General features: G+C 74.7%; 22 protein-coding genes and 1 pseudogene. 20 read left to right on the top strand and 3 right to left on the bottom strand.

What is annotated here, in order from left to right:
- Positions 1 to 101: 101 nt before the first annotated feature.
- The gene (locus ACI79Y_RS12110; RefSeq protein WP_457158721.1) at positions 102 to 1,970 is read left to right on the top strand and encodes a penicillin-binding transpeptidase domain-containing protein; all 1,869 of its coding nucleotides are present in this window, start codon (positions 102 to 104) and stop codon (positions 1,968 to 1,970) included.
- Positions 1,971 to 2,045: 75 nt separating this feature from the next.
- Here the strand turns inward: ACI79Y_RS12110 and ACI79Y_RS12105 are convergent, their stop codons facing one another.
- On the bottom strand, positions 2,046 to 2,531 hold the full coding sequence (locus tag ACI79Y_RS12105; RefSeq protein ID WP_457158720.1) for a ferritin-like domain-containing protein: 486 nt from the start codon (positions 2,529 to 2,531) through the stop codon (positions 2,046 to 2,048).
- 57 nt (positions 2,532 to 2,588) lie between these two features.
- Positions 2,589 to 3,086 (bottom strand): hypothetical protein, encoded by a 498-nt coding sequence (locus ACI79Y_RS12100; protein ID WP_457158719.1) that lies wholly within the window; start codon positions 3,084 to 3,086, stop codon positions 2,589 to 2,591.
- A 240-nt stretch (positions 3,087 to 3,326) separates the two neighbouring features.
- Here ACI79Y_RS12100 and rimP point away from each other — a divergent pair, with 240 nt between their 5' ends.
- The 19 genes and pseudogenes from rimP to dapB all read left to right on the top strand — a co-directional run bounded on the left by rimP (position 3,327) and on the right by dapB (position 21,469).
- Positions 3,327 to 4,094 carry a ribosome maturation factor RimP gene (rimP, locus tag ACI79Y_RS12095; protein ID WP_457158718.1) on the top strand — a complete coding sequence of 256 codons (768 nt, stop codon included), beginning with the start codon at positions 3,327 to 3,329 and terminating at the stop codon, positions 4,092 to 4,094.
- Positions 4,091 to 5,212, top strand: coding sequence for a transcription termination factor NusA (gene nusA / locus ACI79Y_RS12090; protein ID WP_457158717.1), 1,122 nt, complete (start codon positions 4,091 to 4,093; stop codon positions 5,210 to 5,212). The genes rimP and nusA overlap by 4 nt, the downstream gene beginning before the upstream one ends.
- A gap of 8 nt (positions 5,213 to 5,220) precedes the next feature.
- The gene (locus ACI79Y_RS12085) at positions 5,221 to 5,586 is read left to right on the top strand and encodes a YlxR family protein (RefSeq protein ID WP_457084702.1); all 366 of its coding nucleotides are present in this window, start codon (positions 5,221 to 5,223) and stop codon (positions 5,584 to 5,586) included.
- Positions 5,587 to 5,647: 61 nt separating this feature from the next.
- Positions 5,648 to 5,788: pseudogene (locus tag ACI79Y_RS12080) on the top strand (translation initiation factor IF-2 N-terminal domain-containing protein); the annotation flags it as partial.
- A gap of 954 nt (positions 5,789 to 6,742) precedes the next feature.
- Entirely contained in the window at positions 6,743 to 8,578 is a 1,836-nt protein-coding gene (infB, locus tag ACI79Y_RS12075) for a translation initiation factor IF-2 (RefSeq protein ID WP_457158773.1), read from the top strand.
- Between the two features lie 5 nt (positions 8,579 to 8,583).
- Positions 8,584 to 8,961 carry a DUF503 domain-containing protein gene (locus ACI79Y_RS12070; protein WP_457158716.1) on the top strand — a complete coding sequence of 126 codons (378 nt, stop codon included), beginning with the start codon at positions 8,584 to 8,586 and terminating at the stop codon, positions 8,959 to 8,961.
- A gap of 90 nt (positions 8,962 to 9,051) precedes the next feature.
- Positions 9,052 to 9,594 carry a 30S ribosome-binding factor RbfA gene (rbfA, locus tag ACI79Y_RS12065; protein WP_457158715.1) on the top strand — a complete coding sequence of 181 codons (543 nt, stop codon included), beginning with the start codon at positions 9,052 to 9,054 and terminating at the stop codon, positions 9,592 to 9,594.
- On the top strand, positions 9,591 to 9,839 hold the full coding sequence (locus tag ACI79Y_RS12060; RefSeq protein WP_457084699.1) for a hypothetical protein: 249 nt from the start codon (positions 9,591 to 9,593) through the stop codon (positions 9,837 to 9,839). Before rbfA ends, ACI79Y_RS12060 begins: the two co-directional genes overlap by 4 nt.
- The gene (locus ACI79Y_RS12055) at positions 9,836 to 10,831 is read left to right on the top strand and encodes a DHH family phosphoesterase (protein WP_457158714.1); all 996 of its coding nucleotides are present in this window, start codon (positions 9,836 to 9,838) and stop codon (positions 10,829 to 10,831) included. Before ACI79Y_RS12060 ends, ACI79Y_RS12055 begins: the two co-directional genes overlap by 4 nt.
- Positions 10,828 to 12,153 (top strand): MATE family efflux transporter, encoded by a 1,326-nt coding sequence (locus ACI79Y_RS12050; protein ID WP_457158713.1) that lies wholly within the window; start codon positions 10,828 to 10,830, stop codon positions 12,151 to 12,153. The genes ACI79Y_RS12055 and ACI79Y_RS12050 overlap by 4 nt, the downstream gene beginning before the upstream one ends.
- 61 nt (positions 12,154 to 12,214) lie before the next feature.
- Complete coding sequence (gene truB, locus ACI79Y_RS12045; RefSeq protein ID WP_457158712.1) at positions 12,215 to 13,135, top strand: tRNA pseudouridine(55) synthase TruB; 921 nt, start codon at positions 12,215 to 12,217, stop codon at positions 13,133 to 13,135.
- 186 nt (positions 13,136 to 13,321) lie between these two features.
- Positions 13,322 to 13,654, top strand: coding sequence for an antibiotic biosynthesis monooxygenase family protein (locus ACI79Y_RS12040; RefSeq protein ID WP_457158711.1), 333 nt, complete (start codon positions 13,322 to 13,324; stop codon positions 13,652 to 13,654).
- 127 nt (positions 13,655 to 13,781) lie between these two features.
- The gene (locus ACI79Y_RS12035; protein ID WP_457158710.1) at positions 13,782 to 14,930 is read left to right on the top strand and encodes a branched-chain amino acid aminotransferase; all 1,149 of its coding nucleotides are present in this window, start codon (positions 13,782 to 13,784) and stop codon (positions 14,928 to 14,930) included.
- A gap of 23 nt (positions 14,931 to 14,953) precedes the next feature.
- The gene (locus ACI79Y_RS12030; protein WP_457158709.1) at positions 14,954 to 15,931 is read left to right on the top strand and encodes a bifunctional riboflavin kinase/FAD synthetase; all 978 of its coding nucleotides are present in this window, start codon (positions 14,954 to 14,956) and stop codon (positions 15,929 to 15,931) included.
- A 124-nt stretch (positions 15,932 to 16,055) separates the two neighbouring features.
- Positions 16,056 to 16,325, top strand: a complete 270-nt coding sequence (gene rpsO, locus ACI79Y_RS12025; protein WP_029339129.1) for a 30S ribosomal protein S15 — start codon at positions 16,056 to 16,058, stop codon at positions 16,323 to 16,325.
- A 259-nt stretch (positions 16,326 to 16,584) separates the two neighbouring features.
- A complete protein-coding gene (locus ACI79Y_RS12020) occupies positions 16,585 to 18,846 on the top strand; it encodes a polyribonucleotide nucleotidyltransferase (RefSeq protein ID WP_457158708.1) in 2,262 nt (753 codons plus the stop codon).
- On the top strand, positions 18,843 to 20,228 hold the full coding sequence (locus ACI79Y_RS12015) for a M16 family metallopeptidase (protein ID WP_457158707.1): 1,386 nt from the start codon (positions 18,843 to 18,845) through the stop codon (positions 20,226 to 20,228). The genes ACI79Y_RS12020 and ACI79Y_RS12015 overlap by 4 nt, the downstream gene beginning before the upstream one ends.
- A gap of 33 nt (positions 20,229 to 20,261) precedes the next feature.
- Positions 20,262 to 20,600 carry a VanZ family protein gene (locus ACI79Y_RS12010; RefSeq protein ID WP_457158706.1) on the top strand — a complete coding sequence of 113 codons (339 nt, stop codon included), beginning with the start codon at positions 20,262 to 20,264 and terminating at the stop codon, positions 20,598 to 20,600.
- Positions 20,601 to 20,659: 59 nt separating this feature from the next.
- Positions 20,660 to 21,469 (top strand): 4-hydroxy-tetrahydrodipicolinate reductase, encoded by an 810-nt coding sequence (dapB, locus tag ACI79Y_RS12005; protein ID WP_457158705.1) that lies wholly within the window; start codon positions 20,660 to 20,662, stop codon positions 21,467 to 21,469.
- Between the two features lie 241 nt (positions 21,470 to 21,710).
- Here dapB and ACI79Y_RS12000 read toward each other — a convergent pair.
- A partial coding sequence (locus ACI79Y_RS12000) for a hypothetical protein (protein ID WP_457158704.1) occupies positions 21,711 to 21,929 on the bottom strand: 219 nt, incomplete at its 5' end.

The following is a 21,929-nucleotide window of genomic DNA, read 5'->3' as shown; positions in this document are numbered from 1 at the left end:
TCGGTCCCTGGCCCGGGGTCTGCCAGGCTGGGTGGGTGCGTGCACGGGGAACGGTGACCGGATCGAGGGCGGGACGGGCGACGGCGGTCGCAGGGACGGCGGTGCTGCTGCTCGGACCGCTGCTGACCGGCTGCTCGTCGGACCCCTCCGACGACGTCCGCGCCGCAGCGGAGGCGTTCCTGGCCGACTGGTCGTCCGGGGACACCGCGGGGGCGGCGGGCCGGACCACCGACCCCGCGGCGGCCACGGCGCTGCTGGAGCAGACCGCCACCGACCTCTCCGGTGCCGGGCTGTCGGCCGACGTCGGCGAGGTGCAGGTCGGGGAGGACGGGGCGGCGACCGTCGACTGGACGGCCACCTGGGACCTGGCGGCCGCGCCCGACTGGGAGTACCCGGCCACTCTCGCGCTGACCGAGACCGACGACCGCTGGGAGGTGGTCGCCGAGCCCACGACGGTGCACCCCGAGCTCGCCGCCGGCCAGCACCTCGAGCTGACCCGCACGCTCCCCGAGCGCGCGCCGATCACCGACGCCACCGGCGCCCCGCTGTTCACCGAGACCGAGGTGGTCAACGTCGGCGTCGACCCGGCCCAGGTCACCGACCTCCCGGCCCTGGCCCAGGGGCTGGCCGCGGCCACCGGGGTCGACGCGGCGGAGATCGCCGCCGACGTGCAGGCCGCACCGGCCGGCCAGTTCGTGCCGGTGATCACCCTGCGGCGTCCGGACTTCGAGGCGATCCGGGCACAGGTCTACGACCTCCCCGGCGCCGTCTTCCCCACCGACACCCGGCTGCTGGCCCCCTCGCCGCGGTTCGCGGTCGGGCTGCTCGGCCGGGTCGGCCCGGCCACCCAGGAGGTGCTGGACGAGAACGCGGCCGACGGCGCCCCGCGCTACGCCGCCGGTGACCAGCTGGGCCTCTCCGGGCTCCAGCGGCAGGCGCAGGAGCAGCTGACCGGCACCCCCGGGTTCACCGTCTCGGTGGTCAGTGCCGACGAGGCCACCGCCGACGCCGGCCAGGTCGTCGCCACCGTCGACCCGGTGCCCGGCACCCCGCTGCAGACCCCGCTGGTGCCGGCGGTGCAGCACGCCGCGGACGCCGCGGTCGCGACCCAGCCGCTGGCCACCCACCTGGTCGTGGTCCGGCCGGGCACCGGCGAGCTGCTCGCGGTGAGCTCCAACGAGGCGGCCAACCCCTCGTTCGCGCTGTCGGGCCAGTTCCCGCCCGGGTCGAGCATGAAGACGATGACCGCGACGGCGTTGCTCGGCGCCGGGGTGGTCACCCCCCAGACGCCGGTGCCCTGCCCGGGCACCACCGTCGTCGACGGCCGGGAGTTCGAGAACGAGGACCAGTTCGACCTGGGCACCGTCCCCTTCACCCAGGCGTTCGCCGAGTCCTGCAACACCACCTTCATCCAGCAGGCGCTCACCCTGCCCGACGACGCGCTGTCGCAGGCGGCCGCCTCCTACGGCGTCGGCTCGGAGTGGGACCTCCCGGTGGCCGTCTTCAGCGGCCAGGTGCCCAGCACCAGCACCGGCACCACCAAGGCCGCCGACGCCATCGGTCAGGGCGAGGTGCTGATGAGCCCGGCCCAGCTCGCGCTGGTCGCCGCCGGCATCGCCAGCGGCACCCCGGCGGCCCCGGTGGAGGTCGTCGGCGCGGACCCGGCGGGCCCCGCCCCCGCCGGGCCCGCCGGGCCCGGCGCGGCCGTGCTGGACCAGCTGCGGCCGCTGATGCGGGAGGTCGTGCTCAGTGGCACCGCCACGGCGCTGGGCGACCGGGGCCAGGTCTTCGGCAAGACCGGCACCGCCGAGTTCGGCACCAACACCCCGCCTGACTCCCACGGCTGGTTCATGGGCTACCAGCTGGGCGGCCCCCAGGGCGACATCGCGTTCGCCGTCCTGGTCGAGGCCGGGCAGTCCAGCAGCGCCGCCGTCGCCGTCACCGACGTCTTCCTCGGCAACCTCGGGTGACGGAGGGCCTCGTCCGGAGGCTCACCCCTCGCAGGCCGAGCTTCCGGACGAGGCCGCAGATACGCCTTCGCAGCCCTACGCGGGGAGGCCGGGCAGGGCGCTGGTGACCGGTGTCCGGCCGGCCGCCGTGCGCCAGCCGACGGCGCGCAGCTCGGCCGCGGTCAGCTCGCGCACGGCCAGCTCGCGGATCACCTGCCCGGCGGCCTGGTCGAGCACCCACGTCCAGGACCGGGACGTCCCCTCCTCCAGGGTGGCCGCGAGGGCCGCGGCGTCCACCGGGGAGAGCACCGGGAAGGGCAGCGTGTAGCCGCCCTGCGCGGGCACCGGGTCCCGACCGCGTTCGTCCAGCAGGGTGAGCAGGGCGTCGCGGACGTCCCGGTGCGCCTCCTCGGCGGCGGCGACCACGGCCCGATCCCCCTCGGGCCAGGCCGCCCCGACCACGCCGTAGCCCCAGACGGCCGCGCGGGTGGCGGCCAGCGCGTCCTGCAGCGCGGCGGCCTCCCGGTCGGCCGGGGGCGTCGATCCGCTCGCCGGTGTCCCGCCGTCGGTGCCGTCAGCCATCGCCGTGCTGCCTTCCGCCTCGTCGTCCGCCGGGGATCTCCTGACCGGCCCGGCCGGTCACGCCAGCAGCCCGTCCTGGCCGCGCAGGCCGGCGGCGATGCTGCCCAGCAGGGCCGCGCGGGCGCCGCTGAAGGTGGCGGCGGCGGCGGCGTGCGCGTCGGCTGCGGCGACGACCTGCGTGCGCAGCCACGCCCGTGCGCCGGCCGGGTCCGGGCCACCGCCGGTCGGTGGGGCCGAGCTGGCCGTCGCCCGGGGCGCTGCCGCCTGCAGCCGGCCGAGCTGGGTGCGGGCCTGCTGGGCCAGCGTCGCCGCGGCAGCGGCCAGCTCCGGATCGGCGGCGAAGGCCTGCTCGTAGGCGCGGACCAGCGTCTGCTGCACGGTCAGCTGCGCCGCCAGCTGGTCGGCCTGCTGGGGGGTGACCGCGTCGGCCGGGTCGCCGCCGTCGCCAGCCGTGCACGCCATCGCGGTGGAGGCGGTGCCCACCAGGGCGGCCGCGAGCAGGGTGCGCCGGGAGAAGGCGCCCGCGCGCGGGGGAGGGGAGCCGACAGCGGACATCGGCGTCCATCCTGACAGCCGACCTGCTCCACCCCGGGGGTGACGCACCGGTGCGCCGCCGGAGTCCGTCGCTGGCCGCGAGCAGGTCCCCGACCGGGCGGTAGCCTGACGGTTCACCCCGACGTGCCCGCACCGCCGCCGAGCCGAGCCCCGGCTCCCGGTCCGCGAGGTGACGCCCGTACCGCACGACCACCCGACGCACGCACCACCCGAGCACGCACGGACGACAGGAGGCAGCCGGTGTCCACCCGAGGTGCCCGCACCCCCCAGGCGGTGACCACCCAGCTCGCCGCCTCGGTCGAACCGGTCGTCACCGCCGCCGGCTACGACCTGGAGGAGCTGGTCGTGCGCCCTGCCGGTCAGCGCTCGGTCGTCCGCGTGGTCATCGACCGGGACGCCGGCGTCAGCCTCGACGACGTCGCCGAGCTCAGCCGGGCCCTGTCCGACGTGCTGGACGGCGAGGACGAGGCCTTCGGTCGGGCGCCCTACGTGCTGGAGGTCACCAGCCCCGGGGTCGACCGGCCGTTGACCGCGCCCCGGCACTGGCGCCGGAACGTGGGCCGGCTGGTCGACGTCACCGTCGGGCCGGACGGGTCACGGGAGCCGCTGGTCGCCCGGGTGCTGCGGGTCACCGACGAGGGTGTGGTGTTCGAGGTGCAGAAGGGCGCGGCGAAGAAGGGGCAGGTCCGCAAGGCAGCAGGGGAGCGGACGGTCGTCTGGGCCGAGCTCGGGGAGGCCCGGGTGCAGGTCGAGTTCGCCCGCCCGGCAGGGCACCGCGACGCCGGTCTGGTCGACGAGTCGACCGGTGACGGCGAGGACGACGACGAGCACGACGACGACGACGAGGACGAGGACGAGGGCGCAGACCTCGACACCGGCGACGACGACATGGACCACCAGCAGGACCCGGCCGGTCCCCCCGCGGCCGACGCGAGCGGACGGACCGGGCGACCGGCCACGCGCCGCGCGCCGCGGGACGACCGGCCGCGACGAGGAGGCAGCAAGTGAACATCGACGTGACCGCCCTGAAGGCGGTCGAGCGGGAGAAGGGCATCCCCGCGGACACGGTGCTGGAGGCGATCGAGACCGCCCTGGTCACCGCCTACCGGCACGCCGACGGGGCCGCGAAGCACGTGCGCGTGCACGTGGACCGCAAGAGCGGCGAGGTGGCCGTGCTCGCCCAGGAGCTCGGGCCCGACGGCGAGGTCGTCCACGAGTGGGACGACACCCCCAGCGACTTCGGCCGGATCGCGGCGAGCACCGCCAAGCAGGTCATCGTGCAACGGCTGCGCGACGCCGAGCACGAGCAGACCTTCGGGGAGTACGCGGGCAAGGAAGGCGACATCGTCAGCGGCATCGTCCAGGCCGACCAGCGGCGCAACGCCAGCGGCGTCGTCATGGTCGACATCGGCAAGGTGGAGGCCACCCTGCCGGCCGCCGAGCAGGTGCCGGGGGAGCGCTACGTCCACGGCAGCCGGCTCAAGGGGTACGTGGTCTCGGTGGCCCGCAGCTTCCGTGGCCCGCAGGTGACGGTCTCGCGGACCCATCCGAACCTGGTGCGCAAGCTATTCGCGCTGGAGGCCCCGGAGGTCGCCGACGGCAGCGTCGAGATCGTCTCGGTGGCCCGCGAGGCCGGCCACCGGACCAAGATCGCCGTCCGGACCTCGGTGCCCGGGCTCAACGCGAAGGGTGCCTGCATCGGCCCGATGGGCCAGCGGGTGCGCAACGTGATGAGCGAGCTCAACGGCGAGAAGATCGACATCGTCGACTGGTCGGACGACGACGCCACCTTCGTCGCCTCCGCGCTGTCGCCGGCCCGGGTCTCCAGTGCCCGCGTCGTCGACCCCAAGGCGCGGGCCGTGCAGGTCGTCGTCCCTGACTACCAGCTGTCGCTGGCGATCGGCAAGGAGGGCCAGAACGCCCGCCTCGCCGCGCGGCTGACCGGGTGCCGGATCGACATCCGCAGCGACGCCCAGCCCCTCGACGACGGCCCGGCCTCACCGGGTGTCGGGCGGGCGCCGCTGCGACCCGGCCCGGCCGAGCAGCGACCCGGGCTCCGCGGTCCGCAGACGGGGCAGCGCCCTCCGGTGCGGCGGGCGGAACATCCCGGACGAGCAGCGCGCTAGACTCGTCGATGGCCGACACGTCGATCCCGGTCCGCACCTGTGTGGGGTGCCGGCGACGCGCTCCGGTCACCGAGCTGTTGCGTGTCGTCGTCCGTGACGGGGGTCTCACCCCCGACCCGCGGCGGCGGCTCCCCGGCCGGGGTGCATCCCTGCACCCCACCGGTGAGTGCCTGCACGCAGCAGTGCGGCGCCGGGCCTTCCCGCGCGCGCTGCGCAGCAGCGTGCCGCTGGAGACCGGTCCGCTCGAGAGCCACGTCGCCCGGTCCGCCGGGCGCGCGGCGCCGGGCGGGACACCGTCGGACCGGCACCCGGCCGGTCCACCACTCGAACAGGACGACCCCTCGGATGAGCAACCCGTGAAGTCGCCACGATGACCATGCACCACTGACGACGAGGTCGAGCGGGCCAGCCGCCGGCCTCACGAAGAGGAGACCCGTGCCAGGCAAGGCCCGCGTACACGAGCTCGCGAAAGAGCTCGGCGTCGACAGCAAGGCAGTGCTCGCCAAGCTCAAGGAGCAGGGCGAGTTCGTGAAGTCCGCCTCGTCCACCGTCGAGGCCCCGGTGGCCCGACGGCTGCGTGAGGCGTTCCCCGGGGGTGGCTCCGGCTCCGGTGAGAGCCGCAGCAGCTCCGCTCCCCGTCCCGGTCCGCGCCCGGCCCCGCGTCCGGCCGCGCCGAGCGCGCCGGCGGCCGCGCCCCAGGCGCCGGCGACCCCCGCTCCGGCGCCCGCGCCGCAGGCCGAGGCGCCCGCGCCCCAGGCTCCGACGGCTCCCGCCGCGCCCGCACCGGCGGCTGGGCCTCGTCCCGGCCCGCGGCCCGGTCCCCGTCCGGCGGCTCCGGCCCCGGCCCCGGCCCCGGCCGCGGCGAGCGCACCGCCCCAGCAGCCGCCGGCCGCTCCGCAGTCCGGGCCCCGTCCCGGTCCCGCGGCGCGTCCCGGTCCCGGTGGCGGCGCCACCCCGGGTGCTCCGCGTCCGGCGGGCGCCGGACCGCGTCCCGGCCCCCGGCCGGCGCCGCGTCCGGGCAACAACCCCTTCAGCAGCGCGCCGCGGCCCGCGGCCCCGGGTCGTCCCGGCCCCGGTGGCGCTCCCGGCCAGGGCGGTCCCCGCCCCGGCCCGGGCGCCGGTGGCCCGCGTCCCGCGGCCGGTCCCGGTGGGCCCCGTCCCTCCGCCGGTCCGGGTGGGCCCCGTCCCTCCGCCGGTCCGGGTGGGCCTCGCCCCAACCCGGGCATGATGCCGCAGCGTCCGAGCCCCGGCATGATGCCGCCGCGCCCCGCCGGTGGCGGTCGTCCCGGTGCCCCCGGCGGCCGTGGCCGCCCGGGTGGTCCCGGCGGTGGCGGTGGTTTCCGTCCCGGCGGTGGCGGCGCGCCCGGTGGCGCTCCGGCCGGCGGTGGCTTCCGCCCGGGGGGCGGTGGCCGCGGTCGTGGTCGTGGTGGCTCCGGTGCGGGCACCGCGGGTGCCTTCGGGCGTCCGGGTGGTCGCGGTCCGGTCCGTGGGCGCAAGAGCAAGAAGCAGCGGCGTCAGGAGTTCGACTCCATGGCGGCGCCCAACATGGGCGGCGTCAGCCTGCCGCGCGGCAACGGGCAGACCGTCCGTCTGCCGCGGGGTGCCTCGCTGACCGACCTGGCCGAGCGGATCAACGCCCAGCCGGCCGCGCTGGTCACCGCCCTGTTCCACCTGGGCGAGATGGTCACCGCGACGCAGTCGGTGAACGACGACACGCTGCAGCTGCTCGGTTCCGAGATCGGCTGGGTCATCCAGGTGGTCAGCCCCGAGGACGAGGACCGCGAGCTCCTCGAGACCTTCGACCTGACCTTCGGTGACGAGGAGGGCGACGAGGAGGACTGGTCCTCCCGCCCGCCGGTGGTCACCGTCATGGGTCACGTCGACCACGGGAAGACCAAGCTCCTCGACGCGCTCCGGAACGCCAACGTGGCCGGCAAGGAGGCCGGTGGCATCACGCAGCACATCGGCGCCTACCAGATCGTCACCGAGCTGGAGGGCAACGAGCGCCCGGTCACCTTCATCGACACCCCGGGTCACGAGTCGTTCACCGCGATGCGTGCCCGTGGTGCGAAGGTCACCGACATCGTCGTGCTGGTCGTGGCCGCCGACGACGGCGTCATGCCGCAGACGGTCGAGGCGCTGAACCACGCCCAGGCCGCCGAGGTGCCGATCGTGGTCGCGGTCAACAAGATCGACAAGGAGGGGGCCAACCCCGCCAAGATCCGCCAGCAGCTCACCGAGTACGGGCTGGTGGCCGAGGAGTACGGCGGCGAGACGATGTTCGTCGACGTCTCCGCGATCTCGGGTCAGGGCCTCGACGACCTGCTCGCGGCGATCCTGCTGACCGCCGACGCCTCCCTGGACCTGCGCGCGAACACCGAGCAGGACCCCCAGGGCGTGGTGATCGAGGGCAAGCTGGACAAGGGCCGGGGCCCGGTGGCCACGGTGCTGGTCCAGCGCGGCACGCTGCGCCAGGGCGACTCGATCGTGGCCGGCGACGCCTACGGGCGTGTCCGGTCGCTGCTCGACGAGCACGGCAACAAGCTCAAGGAGGCGCTGCCGGCCCGCCCGGTGCAGGTCGTCGGCCTCACCTCCGTGCCGCGGGCCGGTGACACCTTCCTCGTCGTCGAGGAGGACCGCGTCGCCCGGCAGATCGCCGACCGCCGCCAGGCCCGGATCCGCAACGCGCAGAACGCGCAGATGCGGAAGCGGATCAGCCTGGAGGACCTGGACGCGGCGCTCAAGGAGACCCGTCAGCTCAACCTGATCATCAAGGGCGACAACTCGGGCACCGTCGAGGCGCTCGAAGAGGCGCTGATGAAGATCGAGGTGAGCGACGACCTGTCGCTGCGGGTCATCCACCGCGGCGTCGGCGGGATCACCAAGAGCGACATCGACCTGGCGCTGGCCGACGACGTCATCGTCCTGGGCTTCAACGTCCGGGCCGAGGGGCAGGCCACCGAGCTCGCCAACCGCGAGGGCGTGGACGTCCGGTACTACACGGTCATCTACCAGGCCATCGAGGAGATCGAGTCCGCTCTCAAGGGCATGCTCAAGCCGGAGTACGAAGAGGTGCAGCTGGGCACCGCGGAGGTCCGCGAGGTCTTCCGTGTCCCGCGCATCGGCAACGTCGCCGGCTCGCTGGTCCGCAGCGGCACGATCGTGCGCAACTCCAAGGCGCGCCTCATCCGCGACGGTGCCGTGGTCGCCGACAACCTGTCGGTCGACTCCCTGCGCCGCTTCAAGGACGACGCGACCGAGGTCCGTGAGGGCTACGAGTGCGGTATCGGCCTGGGGTCGTTCAACGACATCAAGGTCGACGACGTGATCGAGACCTTCGAGCTGCGCGAGAAGCCGCGCGCGTAAGACAGGTGACACGGCCCCTGCAGGAGAGCCACTCGGCCCTCCTGCAGGGGCCCGCCGCGAGCCGCGAGTGCGGGGGCAGGAGGGGCCGCATCTTCACGGGCACGCTGACCGCCGACCTGCTGCTGGGTGACGTCCACTCGCTCAAGGGCAAGCGGGCCGTCGTCCGGCCGATCGTGGCCGAGCTGCGGCGACGCTTCGCCGTGGCGGCCGCCGAGGTGGGTGACCAGGACCTCCACCGCCGGGTGCAGGTCGGGGTGGCCACCGTGGCCGGCGAGGCCGGGCAGGTGACCGACGTGCTCGACGCCTGCGAGCGGTTGCTGGCCGAACGCCCCGAGGTGACGCTGCTGTCGACCCATCGGCAGCTGCACAGCGACACCGATTGACGGAAGGACCCCCTCGCCCCCCGCCGCTCGCAGGCTCGCGACGGGCCCCTGCGAGGGGGCCGCTCCATCCCACGAACCAGGAGATCCGAGATGGCTGACCCGGCCCGGGCACGACGGCTGGCGGTGCGCATCCGCCAGATCGTCTCCGCCACCATCGAGACGCAGATCAAGGACCCGCGCCTGGGGATGGTCACCATCACCGACGCGCGGGTGACCAGCGACCTGCGTGAGGCGACGGTGTTCTACACCGTGTACGGCGACGCCCAGGAGGTCGAGGACTCCGCCACGGCGCTGGCCAGCGCCACCGGGGTCCTGCGGTCCACCGTGGGCAAGCAGACCGGCATCAAGTTCGTGCCGTCGCTGACCTTCGTGGCCGACATCGTCCCGGACACCGCGCGGGAGCTCGAGGAGGCCCTCGAGCGCGTCCGGCGGGCCGACGCCGAGCTGGCGCGCGCCCGGGAGGGCGCCCAGTACGCCGGCGAGGCCGACCCGTACCGCCGTCCCGCCGTCGACGAGGACGACCAGGACGACCAGGACGGCGACGACCGCGAGGCCGACGGCGCCGTGGACGACGACACCCCCGAGCTCACCGACCCGGCCGACGCGCCGGCGACCCCCCGGAGCGCCTCGTGACCGAGACCAGTGACCCGATCGACCCCGAGGGCCCCGACGAGCCACGGGTGACCCTGGGCGGGCGGGAGGAGCCGGCCACCGGCGACCCGACCGCGGGCGGCAAGCGCGGGGAGATCGGGGAGGTCCCGAGCATCGCCGCCGACGAGCCCGACGACGGCAGCACCTACCCGGTCGGCGGTGGCGACATCTCCGCCGAGCCGCAGCAGCCCCCGCACGCCGACCCCGGGCCTGACGGAACCCCGTGACCGCCACCGTCTCCGCCCCGCTGGCGGCCGCGGTGCGGGTGCTGGCGGAGGCGGCCGACGGGGGCGCGACGGTCGTGCTCTCCGGGCACGTGCAGCCCGACGCCGACGCGCTGGGCAGCACCCTGGCCCTGGCCGAGGGGCTGCGCCGGCGGGGTGCCCGCGTGGTCCCCACCTTCCCGGCCCCGTTCACCCTGCCCGACTCGCTCGCCTGGCTGCCCGGCGCCGACCGGCTGACCGACCCGGCGACCGTGCCGGCCGCGGTCGACGTCTTCGTGAGCCTGGACGCCGCCTCACCCGGCCGGCTGGGCGAGCTCGCTCAGCGGCTGGAGTCCGCCGGCCGGTCCGTGGTCGTCGACCACCACGCCAGCAACCGCGGCTTCGGCCAGGTGCGGCTGGTCGAGCCGCACGCCGCGGCGACCGTCGCGCTGGTCGCCGAGATCCTGGACGGGCTGGACGTCGCGCTGGACCGGGAGCTGGCCACCTGCCTGTACGCCGGGCTGGCCGCCGACACCGGGTCCTTCCGGTTCGGCAACACCGCCCCCGGCACCCACGAGCTGGCCGCGCGGCTGCTGCGCACCGGCATCGACCACGCCGCGATCAGCCGGCGGCTGTTCGACACCGCGCCCTTCGGCTGGCTGGGTCTGCTGTCCCAGGTCACCGGCCGGGCCCGGCTGGAGACCGGGGTCGGCGCGGGCCTGGTGTGGACCTGGGCCACCGCGGCCGAGGCGCGCGGGCACGGGCTGGCCGCCGACCAGCTCGAGGCGCTGGTCGACGTGGTCCGGGCCACCGCCGAGGCCGACGTCGCCGCTGTGGTCAAGGGGCACGACGACGGCAGCTGGGTGGTCTCCATGCGCTCCCGGGGCGCCACCGACGTGTCCCGGGTCGCGATCGCTCTCGGGGGCGGCGGGCACCGCGCGGCCGCCGGGTACACCTCCGCGCTCGACCTGGAGGGCACCGTCGACCAGTTGCGGTCGGAGCTCGACCGGGCATGACCGAGGCCGGCCCGCCCGCGGCCGAGCGGAGCATCCCGTCGCTGGCGGCGCCCGCGCTGGTCGTGCTCGCCGCCGAGCCGCTGTACCTGCTCGTCGACACCGCCGTGGTCGGCAACCTGGGCACGGTCGCCCTGGGCGGCCTGGCCGTCGGAGGTGGCGTCCTGGCGGTCGTCGCCGGACTGCTGAACTTCCTCGCCTACGGCACCACCGCCCGCGCCGCCCGACGGGCGGGCGCCGGGGACCGGCCCGGCGCCGTCGCCGAGGGGGTCCAGGCCACCTGGCTGGCCGGGTGTCTCGGCCTGGGGGGCGCGATGCTGCTCCAGCTGCTGGCCGGGCCGCTCACCCGGCTGATGGCCGGCGGTGCCGGGCCGGTCGCCGCCGCCGGTGAGCAGTGGCTGCGGGTGGCCAGCGCCGGCCTGCCGCTGCTCCTGGTCGCCCTGGCCGGCAACGGCTGGCTGCGCGGCGTGCAGGAGCTCCGCCGGCCGATGGGCTACGTGCTGGCCGGCAGCCTCGTCAGCCTGGTGCTGTGCCCCCTGCTGGTGCACGCGGCCGGCCTGGGCCTGGTCGGCTCCGCCGTGGCGAACGTGACCGGTCAGGCCGTCGCCGCATCGCTGTTCGGCTGGGCACTGGCCCGGGAGGTGGCCCGGTACGGGATCGACTGGCGCCCCCGCTCCGCGGCGCTGCGGGGTCAGCTGGTGCTCGGCCGGGACCTGCTGGTGCGGGCGGCGGTGCTGCAGCTGGCGTTCGCGGCGGCGGCAGCGGTCGTGGCCCGCGCGAGCACCGCACAGCTGGGGGCCCACCAGATCGCCCTGCAGCTGTGGCTGTTCCTCGCCCTGGTGCTGGACGCCTACGCCATCGCCGCGCAGACCCTGGTCGGCCACGCCCTCGGCGCCGCCCGGCCGGCGGGTGCCCGCCGCACAGCGACCCGGGTCCTCCGCTGGGGTCTCGGCACCGGCGTGCTCGTGGCGGGGCTGCTGCTCCTGCTGCGCCCGGTGCTGCCCGGGCTGTTCACCGACGACCCCGCGGTGCTCGCCCAGACCGAGGTGGTCTGGTGGTTCCTGGCCTTGATGCAGCCGCTGGCGGGCGCGGCCTTCGCGCTCGACGGGGTGCTCATGGGCGCCGGTGACGTCGCCTGGCTGCGCACGGTCACGGTCGGCTCGGCGCTGGTGGGCTTCGTGCCGCTGTCGCTGCTGTCGGGCTGGCTGGAGTGGGGGCTGACCGGGGTGTGGACCGGGCTGACCCTGTTCATCGTGCTGCGGCTGGTCGCGGTCGGCTGGCGGGTGCGGGGCAGCGCCTGGCTGGGTGAGACGGTGAGGGTGTGAGCGGACCGATGGGCACAGCAGCCCGGCGAAGCCGGCCGACGCGCGCCGGCGAGGAGGTCGGATGAGCCCGAAGAGACCGGATGCCGACGTCCCGCCGTCCCTGCTGCTGGTCGACAAGCCCGGCGGCATGACCTCCCACGACGTCGTGGCCCGCGCCCGCCGGGTGCTGTCGGTGCGCAAGGTCGGCCACGCCGGCACGCTCGACCCCATGGCCACCGGCCTGCTGGTGCTCGGGGTGGGGGCCGCGACCCGACTGCTGGGTCACCTGGCCGGCTCCGACAAGGTCTACGAGGCCACCCTCCGGCTGGGCCGGTCCACCGTGACCGACGACCGGGAGGGGGAGGTCACCGCCACCACGTCGGCCGCCGGGGTCACCGAGGACGCCGTGCGGGCCGCCCTGGCCGCCCAGGTCGGCCCCCTCCAGCAGGTGCCCTCCTCGGTCAGCGCGGTCAAGGTCGACGGACGGCGTTCCTACGACCGGGTGCGGGCCGGTGAGGAGGTCGAGCTGGCCGCCCGGTCGGTCACCGTGCACGCCATCGACGTCCACCGGGTGACCCGGCCGACCCCGGACCTGGTCGACGTCGAGATCACCGTCTCCTGCAGCACCGGCACCTACATCCGGGCGATCGCCCGGGACGTCGGGGCGGCCCTCGGCGTCGGCGGGCACCTGACCGCACTGCGGCGCACGTCGTCCGGGCCCTTCGGCACCGGACAGGCCCGGCCGGTCGAGGAGGCGGCCGGGGCGCTGGGCGAGCGGGGGAGCGGCCCCGGCGTGCTCCCGCTGGCCGACGCCGCCCGTGCGGTCTTCCCGGTCCGGGACCTCACCGCGGAGGAAGCCGTTGCCCTCGGGTACGGCCAGCGGGTGCCCGCCACCGGCACGCCCGGCCTGCACGCCGCGGTCGCCCCGGACGGACGGCTGGTCGCCCTGGTCGAGGACGCCGGCCCGGTCGCCCGCGTCGCCGTGGGCTTCCCGCAGGCCTGACCGCGGTGGCACGCTCCGGGGCGTGAGCGGCCCGACGCGTAGGCGACCTCGGGGTGCCGGTCCGGGCGGTCCGGTCCGGGCCGAGGCGGGCGAACCCGAGGTCGGTGGTGCGCGGACGCTGGTCCGCGGCCGCAGTCCGGCGCACCCGGCGTGTCGGTTCCCGGCCGGACGGGCAGGATGCGGGGCATGAGCGTCGTGAAGATCAACGTGGTGACCATGCCGGAGGACAAGCGCGAGCGGTTCGAGGAGCGGTTCCGGGGCCGGGCCGGCGCCGTGGAGACCACCGAGGGCTTCGAGTGGTTCGAGCTGCTGCGCCCCGTCGAGGGCACCGATGCCTACCTCGTCTACACCCGGTGGACCAGCGAGGAGGCCTACCAGGCCTGGCAGTCCAGCCAGGACTTCGACCGTGCCCACGCCGGCGGTGGCGACACGCTGGCCCCCGCCGCGGAGCGGTCGCAGAACCACCTGTGGAGCTACGAGGTCGTCCAGTCCTCCGGCCCGCACGGCGAGAAGAGCTGAGCTCCCCCCGTCCGTGGGGTGGGCCGCCCCGGTGCCACTGGCCGCACGGGAGCTGCGGACTAGGGTGACGGGGCGGCCCGGCACCCGCCGGGCACCGCGCCAGCACGAGCACCAGCAGGTGGGAGCCATGACCGACACGCTCGCCGACAGCCGTACCTCCGCTCGGGTCTTCACCGACGGCGTGCCGGTGGTCGCGGAGGACGTGCCGCGCCGGCCCACCGTCGAACGCGCCGCCGTGCTGGCCGACCCGGGCTTCGGGCGGCACTTCACCGACTCGATGTTCGTGGCCCGGTACCGGGCCGGTGAGGGTTGGGTCGACGCCCGGCTCACCGCCTACGCGCCGCTGCAGCTCGACCCGAGCGCCGCCGCGCTGCACTACGCCCAGTCGATCTTCGAGGGGCTCAAGGCCTACGCCCAGCCCGACGGCAGCGTGGCCACCTTCCGCCCGGAGGCCAACGCCGCCCGCTTCGCCCGCAGCGCCCGCCGGCTGGCCATGCCGCCGGTGCCCGAGGACGCCTTCCTCACCGCTGTCGACGCGCTGGTCGACGCCGACCGCGACTGGGTGCCCACCGGCCCCGACCAGACGCTCTACCTGCGCCCGTACCAGCTCGCGGTCGAGCCCTTCCTCGGCGTCCGGCCGGCGCACGAGTACCTCTTCGTGGTCATCGCCAGCCCGGCCGGTGCCTACTTCCCGCGCGGCGTGCACCCGGTGTCGGTCTACCTCTCCGAGGACTACATCCGCGCGGCTCCCGGGGGCACCGGCGACGTGAAGTGCGCCGGCAACTACGCCGCCAGCCTGCTGGCCCAGGAGCAGGCCATCGCCGCCGGCTGCGACCAGGTCGTGTGGCTGGACGCCGTGGAGAAGAAGTACGTCGAGGAGATGGGCGGGATGAACCTGTTCTTCGTCCTCGGCGCCGGCGACGACGCCGAGCTGGTCACCCCCGAGCTCACCGGCACGCTGCTCCCCGGCATCACCCGTGACTCACTGGTCACCGTCGCCCGCGAACTCGGGCACACCGTGACCGAGCGGAAGTTCAGCGTCGAGGAGTGGCGGGCCGGGGTGGCCGACGGCACGATCACCGAGACCTTCGCCTGCGGCACCGCCGCGGTGATCACCCCGGTCGGCTCGGTCAAGGCGCGCACCGGTGACTTCGTCGTCGGCAACGGCGAGCCCGGCCCGCTCACCATGCGGCTGCGCGAGCACCTGCTCGACGTCCAGCACGGCCGGGTGGCCGACGCCCACGGCTGGCTGCACCGCGTCCCCGCCGCCTCCTGAGCCGGCCGGTACGGGGGAGCGACGTGCTGCGCTGGCGCGGGCTGGACGCCACGCCCGGTGACCTGGGGCGCACGGTGGTGACCATCGGCATGTACGACGGGGTCCACCGGGGGCACCAGCAGCTCATCGGTGCCGCGGTGGCCCGCGCCCGAGCGATGGGCCGCCCGGCGCTGCTGCTCACCTTCGACCCGCACCCGTCGGAGGTGGTCCGCCCCGGGTCCCACCCGGCGATCCTCACCTCGGCCGATCGCAAGGCCGAGCTGGTGGCCGCCCTCGGCGTGGACGCGATGTGCGTGCTGCCCTTCACCCAGGAGTTCAGCCGGCTCGACCCCGGCGACTTCACCCACACCGTGCTGGTCGAGCACCTGCACGCCGCGCGGGTCGTCGTCGGCCGCAACTTCACCTACGGGCACAAGGCCGCCGGCACGGTGGACACCCTGACCGCGGAGGGCCGCCGGTTCGGGTTCAGCGTCGAGGGCGTCGACCTGGCCAGCGTCGCGCAGGCGCCCGACCCGGCCGGCGGTGGCGACGTCACGATCTCCTCCACCTACATCCGCGCCTGCGTGGCCGCCGGCGACATGACCTCGGCGGCGCTGGCGCTGGGCCGGCCGCACCGGGTCGACGGGATCGTCGTGCGCGGGGACCGGCGGGGCCGCGAGCTGGGGTACCCGACGGCCAACGTGGAGAGCCCGGCGCACACCGCCGTCCCGGCCGACGGTGTCTACGCCGGGCACCTGGTGCTGCGCGACCACCAGACCGGGGCCAGCGGGGCCCGGCACCCCGCGGCGATCTCGGTGGGCTCCAACCCCACGTTCGCCGGCGCTCGGCGCACCGTCGAGGCGCACCTGCTCGACTTCGACGGCGACCTCTACGGCGAGCACGTCGGGGTCGAGTTCGCCGAGCGGCTGCGCCCGATGACCGCCTTCCCGGGCGTCCCGGAACTGCTCGTGGCGATGGCCGAGGACGTCGCCCGGACCCGTGCGGTGCTGGGCCTGACCTGACGGGCCGTGGGCGTCGGCCGTGACCGGTGTGTAACCTTGGCACGGACGTCGGGTGACCGACGTGTGTGCATGCTGCCCCCGTGACACAGACCGGGGGCCACACGTGACCTGCCCTGGAGGCACCATGGCGCTGGAGAGCGCGACGAAGAAGCAGATCATGACCGAGTACGCGACGGTCGAGAACGACACCGGTTCCCCCGAGGTGCAGGTCGCGATGCTGACCCGACGGATCAGCGACCTGACCGAGCACCTCAAGATGCACAAGCACGACCACCACAGCCGGCGGGGCCTGCTCCTGCTGGTCGGCCGCCGCCGGCGGCTGCTGAACTACCTGGCGAAGACCGACATCAACCGGTACCGCTCGCTCATCGAGCGGCTCGGCCTGCGCCGCTAGCACCACCGAGGGGACCGCTCCCGCACACCGGGACGGTCCCCTCACTCGTGCGGCACCCGCCGCACGGGCCCACCGGCGGTCTGCCGTCCCCCACCAGCGGGCCGGTCCTCGGTAGTGGCCCCCGGGCACGTTCGGCCCGCACCCGGTGCGGGCACACGACACCCGGGAGCTTCGATCGAAGACCGGTCGCCCCGGAGGAGAGCCGGCGCAGCCCGCCGCGAAGAGGACGTCGCCGTATGCGACGTAGGAAGAGGACACGATGTCCGCACCCAGCACAGAGATCGCCGACTTCGACGCCGAGGACGGCGTCCACACCGCGACCGCGGTGATCGACAACGGGGCCCTCGGCTCCCGCACCGTCACCTTCGAGACCGGCCGCCTCGCGAAGCAGGCCGCCGGCTCCGTCGTCGCCACCATGGGCGACACCACGCTGCTGTCGGCCACCACGGCCGGCCGCCAGCCCAAGGAGCAGTTCGACTTCTTCCCGCTCACGGTGGACGTCGAGGAGCGGATGTACTCGCTCGGGAAGATCCCCGGTTCGTTCTTCCGCCGCGAGGGCCGCCCGTCCGAGGACGCGATCCTCACCTGCCGGCTGATCGACCGCCCGCTGCGCCCGACCTTCGCCAAGGGCCTGCGCAATGAGGTCCAGGTCGTCATCACGGTCCTGTCCCTGGACCCCGACCACCTGTACGACGTGCTCGCCATCAACGGCGCGTCGGCCTCCACCCAGCTCTCCGGCCTGCCGTTCTCCGGCCCGATCGGCGGCACCCGGGTGGCGCTGATCAACGGCCAGTGGGTGGGCTTCCCGACCCACGCCGAGCTCGAGGACGCCGTCTTCGACATGGTCGTGGCCGGCCGGGTGCTGCCCGATGGCGACGTCGCGATCATGATGGTCGAGGCCGAGGCCACCGAGAAGACCGTCGAGCTGGTCGCCGGGGGCGCCACCGCCCCGACCGAGGAGGTCGTGGCCCAGGGCCTCGAGGCCGCCAAGCCCTTCATCAAGGCGCTGTGCCAGGCGCAGAGCGAGCTGGCGGCCAAGGCCGCCAAGCCCGTCGCGGACTTCCCCCGGTTCCTCGACTACCAGGACGACGTCTACACCGCCGTCGAGTCCGCCGCCCTGGCGCGGCTGACCCAGGCGCAGGCCATCGCCGGCAAGCAGGAGCGCAACGACGCCACCGACGCGCTCAAGGACGAGGTCATCGCCTCGCTCGCCGAGCAGTTCGCCGGCCGGGAGAAGGAGCTCTCCGGCGCCTTCCGCGCCGTGACCAAGAAGGTCGTGCGGCAGCGCATCCTGCGCGACAAGGTCCGCATCGACGGCCGCGGCCTCACCGACATCCGACCGCTGTCGGCCGAGGTCGAGGTCCTCCCGCGGGTGCACGGCTCGGCGTTGTTCGAGCGCGGCGAGACCCAGATCCTGGGCGTCACCACGCTGAACATGCTCCGCATGGAGCAGCAGCTGGACACGCTGAACCCGGTCACCCGCAAGCGGTACATGCACAACTACAACTTCCCGCCGTACTCCACCGGTGAGACCGGCCGGGTGGGCTCGCCCAAGCGCCGCGAGATCGGGCACGGCGCGCTGGCCGAGCGCGCGCTGCTGCCGGTGCTGCCCGACCGCGAGGAGTTCCCCTACGCGATCCGCCAGGTGTCCGAGGCCCTCGGCTCCAACGGCTCCACCTCGATGGGCTCGGTCTGCGCCTCGACGCTGGCCCTGCTCAACGCCGGTGTGCCGCTGAAGGCCCCGGTCGCCGGCATCGCCATGGGCCTGGTCTCCGACGAGGTCGACGGCAGGACCGAGTACGTCGCGCTGACCGACATCCTCGGCGCCGAGGACGCCTTCGGTGACATGGACTTCAAGGTCGCCGGCACCAAGGACTTCGTCACGGCCCTCCAGCTGGACACGAAGCTCGACGGCATCCCCTCCGACGTCCTGGCCGGTGCACTGACCCAGGCCCGCGCGGCCCGGCTGCACATCCTCGACGTCATGCTCGAGGCGATCGACGGCCCCGACGAGATGAGCCCGTACGCCCCGCGGGTGACCACGGTGCGCATCCCGGTCGACAAGATCGGCGCGGTCATCGGCCCGAAGGGCCAGATGATCAACGCGATCCAGGACGAGACCGGCGCCGACATCACCATCGAGGACGACGGCACGATCTACGTCGGCGCCTCCGACGGCCCGTCGGCCCAGGCCGCGGTCGACCGGATCAACGCGATCGCGAACCCGACGCTGCCCAAGGTCGGCGAGCGGTTCCTCGGCACCGTGGTGAAGACCACCGCCTTCGGTGCCTTCGTCTCGCTGCTGCCGGGCCGGGACGGCCTGGTGCACATCAGCAAGCTGGGTGGCGGCAAGCGGATCGCCAAGGTCGAGGACGTCGCGAACGTCGGGGACAAGCTCCAGGTGGAGATCACCGACATCGACGCCCGCGGCAAGATCAGCCTGGTGCCGGTCGCCGAGGGTGACGCGGCCGCCGCCGGCGACGCGGCTCCGGCCGCCGACGCCACGCCCGCGGAGGCGTGACCACCTCGGACGGCCTGACCGGGGCCGGGACGGGCGCTGCGGCGTCCGTCCCGGCCCCGGCCGGTCTCGCCGCCGGCACGACGCGGGTGCTGGACGTCGACGAGGTCGGAGGCACCGTCGAGCGCACCGAGCTGCCCGGGGGGCTCCGGGTGGTCACCGAGTCCATGCCGGGTGTCCTCTCGGCGACCCTGGGCATCTGGGTCGGTGTCGGATCCCGGGACGAGAGCCCGGCGCTGGGCGGCTCCTCGCACTTCCTCGAGCACCTGCTGTTCAAGGGCACGCGCAGCCGCACGGCACTGGAGATCGCCACGGCGATGGACGCCGTGGGCGGTGAGATGAACGCCTTCACCGCCAAGGAGCACACCTGCTACTACGCGAACGTGCTCGCCAGCGACCTGCCGCTGGCGGTCACGCTCCTCGGTGACCTGGTCACCGAGGCGCTCAACACCGCCCCGGACCTGGAGTCCGAGCGCACGGTGGTGCTCGAGGAGATCGCCATGCGCGACGACGAGCCCGCCGACGCCGTGCACGACCTGTTCTCGGAGACCCTGTTCGGCGATTCCCCGCTGGGCCGGTCGGTGCTCGGCACCATCGAGTCGATCGAGGCGCTGACCCGCGACGACGTCGACGGCTGGTACCGCTCGCGGTATCAGGTTCCCTCGATCGTGGTCTCGGCCGCGGGACGTGTCGACCACCAGCAGGTGGTGGACCTGGTGAGCGCGGCGTTCGGCGACCGGCTGACCGGGAGCGGGGGACCGGACCCGCTGCGGTCGGGCGACGACGTCCGGGCGGACGGGCCGGCCCGCCCGGCCGGCCTGATCCACCGGCGGACCGAGCAGACCCACCTGCTGCTGGGGAGCGTCGGCCTCGCGCGGCTCGACGACCGCCGGTACGCCGCGGCGGTGCTCGACGCCGCCGTCGGCGGGGGGATGAGCTCGCGGCTGTTCCAGGAGGTCCGGGAGAACCGCGGGCTGGTGTACAGCGTCGGTTCGTCGCTGACCCACTACGCCGGCACCGGCACCTTCTCGGTGTACGCCGGGTGCTCACCCAAGCGGGTGCCGGAGGTCCTCCGACTGGTACGTGCGGAACTCGCCGAGGTGGCCACCGGCGGGTTGCGCAGCGACGAGGTGGCCCGTGGCCGCGGGCAGCTCAAGGGCGGCCTGGTGCTCGGCCTGGAGGACACCGGCTCGCGGATGAGCCGGCTGGGCAAGAGCGAGCTCTCCTACGGGGAGTACCTGCCGGTCCGCACCGTGCTGGAGCGGCTGGACTCGGTCGACGAGGAGCAGGTGCGGTCGGTCGCTGCCGACCTGTTGACCCGCCCCACCTGCCTGGCCGTCGTGGGCCCGTACCGCGAGCGCGACCTCGACGCGCTCCTGGGCTGAGTGCTGTCCTCACCGCTTCGGGTGCACGGCGCCATGTCCCGGGGCGTCCTCGCCGTCGCCGTCCTGGTCTCCCTGGCGGTGTTGTTCGCGCCGCCCTCCGACGTGCCGGACAGCCCGCCCGGCGTGGACAAGCTGGTCCACCTGCTGCTCTTCGCTGCGTTGGCGGGCAGCGGACGGTGGGCGGGCATCGGTCGTGCCGTCCTGGCCGGCGCGCTCGTGCTCTACGCCGCGGTGAGCGAGCTGCTGCAGGCGACCGACCTGGTGGGCCGGGACGCCTCCGTGGCCGACCTGCTCGCCGACGTGGTCGGGGTGGTCCTCGGCCTGGCGGCCTGGACGGCGTTCACCCGCCGGCGCCGCGCGACCGTGGCCTGATCTGCCGCCGCCGGGTGGGCCGCCTTGCGCCGGGCGGCCGGGTTGGTGAGCATCGCGGGGTGAGCACACCCCCCACCGCGACCGTGTCCGCCCCCGAGGCCCCCGCCGGGGAGGCTCCGCTCATCCCGGTCGGCGTGCTGGGCGCACGGGGGCGGATGGGCACCGAGGTGTGCCGTGCCGTCGACGCGGCCGAGGACATGGAGCTCGTCGCGATGGTCGACGAGCGGGACTGGCTGTTCAACGTCGCAGACGCGGGCGCACAGGTGGTCGTGGACTTCACCCGCCCGGACTCGGTCATGGAGAACATCCGCTTCTGCATCGACCAGAACATCCACTGCGTGGTGGGAACCACGGGCTTCGACGAGGAACGGCTGGCGACGATCGCCCAGTGGCTGGAGCCCAAGCCCGATCTCGGTGTGCTCATCGCGCCGAACTTCGGCATCGGTGCCGTGCTGCTCATGCGCTTCGCCCAGGAGGCCGCCCGGTTCTTCCCCTCGGTGGAGATCGTGGAGCTGCACCACCCGGCCAAGGTCGACGCCCCGTCCGGCACCGCGGCGCGCACCGCCCGCCTGGTCGCTGCGGCCCGGCGGGCGGCCGGTGTCCCGGAGGCACCGGACGCGACCCGCGATTCGGACTCCCTGCCGGGTGCCCGGGGCGCGGACGTCGAGGGCATCGCGGTGCACGCGGTCCGCCTGACCGGACTGGTCGCGCACCAGGAGGTCCTGATGGGCGCGGCGGGGGAGACGCTGACCCTGCGGCACGACTCGTACGACCGGGCGTCCTTCATGCCCGGCGTGCTCCTGGCCGTGCGCGAGGTCCGCAACCGCCCCGGCCTGACGGTCGGGATCGAGTCCCTGCTGGGCCTCTGAGCACCCCCCCGTGGTGCTCGCGGGGCGCCTGAGGCGCTCGAACGCCCTCGCGCGGCGTGACCTGGCTCGCAATCCTGCGCCGACCGCACGCCGCCGACCAGGACTTTCGTCGTGCAACCCGTCCCATGGGAGGCGGAACGTGCACCAGATGGCCACCTGCGGTTTGACGAGCCCCCTCCGGCCACGTAACTTTCTTTCTGCGCCGAGCGAGACCGGGCCGAAGGGGCCGGGAGCCGCAAGGTCAGACCCCCGGGTGTGACAGCGAGCCGTGCACGGCGTAACGTAGGACAAGCCGCCACGAACGAGGGCCGAAGAGATTCGGTTGGGTTTCGTGCGCGTCCGCTCCTTGAGAACTCAACAGCGTGCCGAAAGTCAGTGCCATATAGTTAAACCCCCATTCGGCCTGGTCGTTCTGCGATTGGGTTGGGGATTCCTTTGGTTGATTGACATCGAGAGTGCT

Source organism: Modestobacter sp. SYSU DS0875 (genome assembly GCF_054050915.1).
Note: the sequence above shows the minus strand (reverse complement) of the source record. Positions and strands in the feature narration are given on the sequence as shown.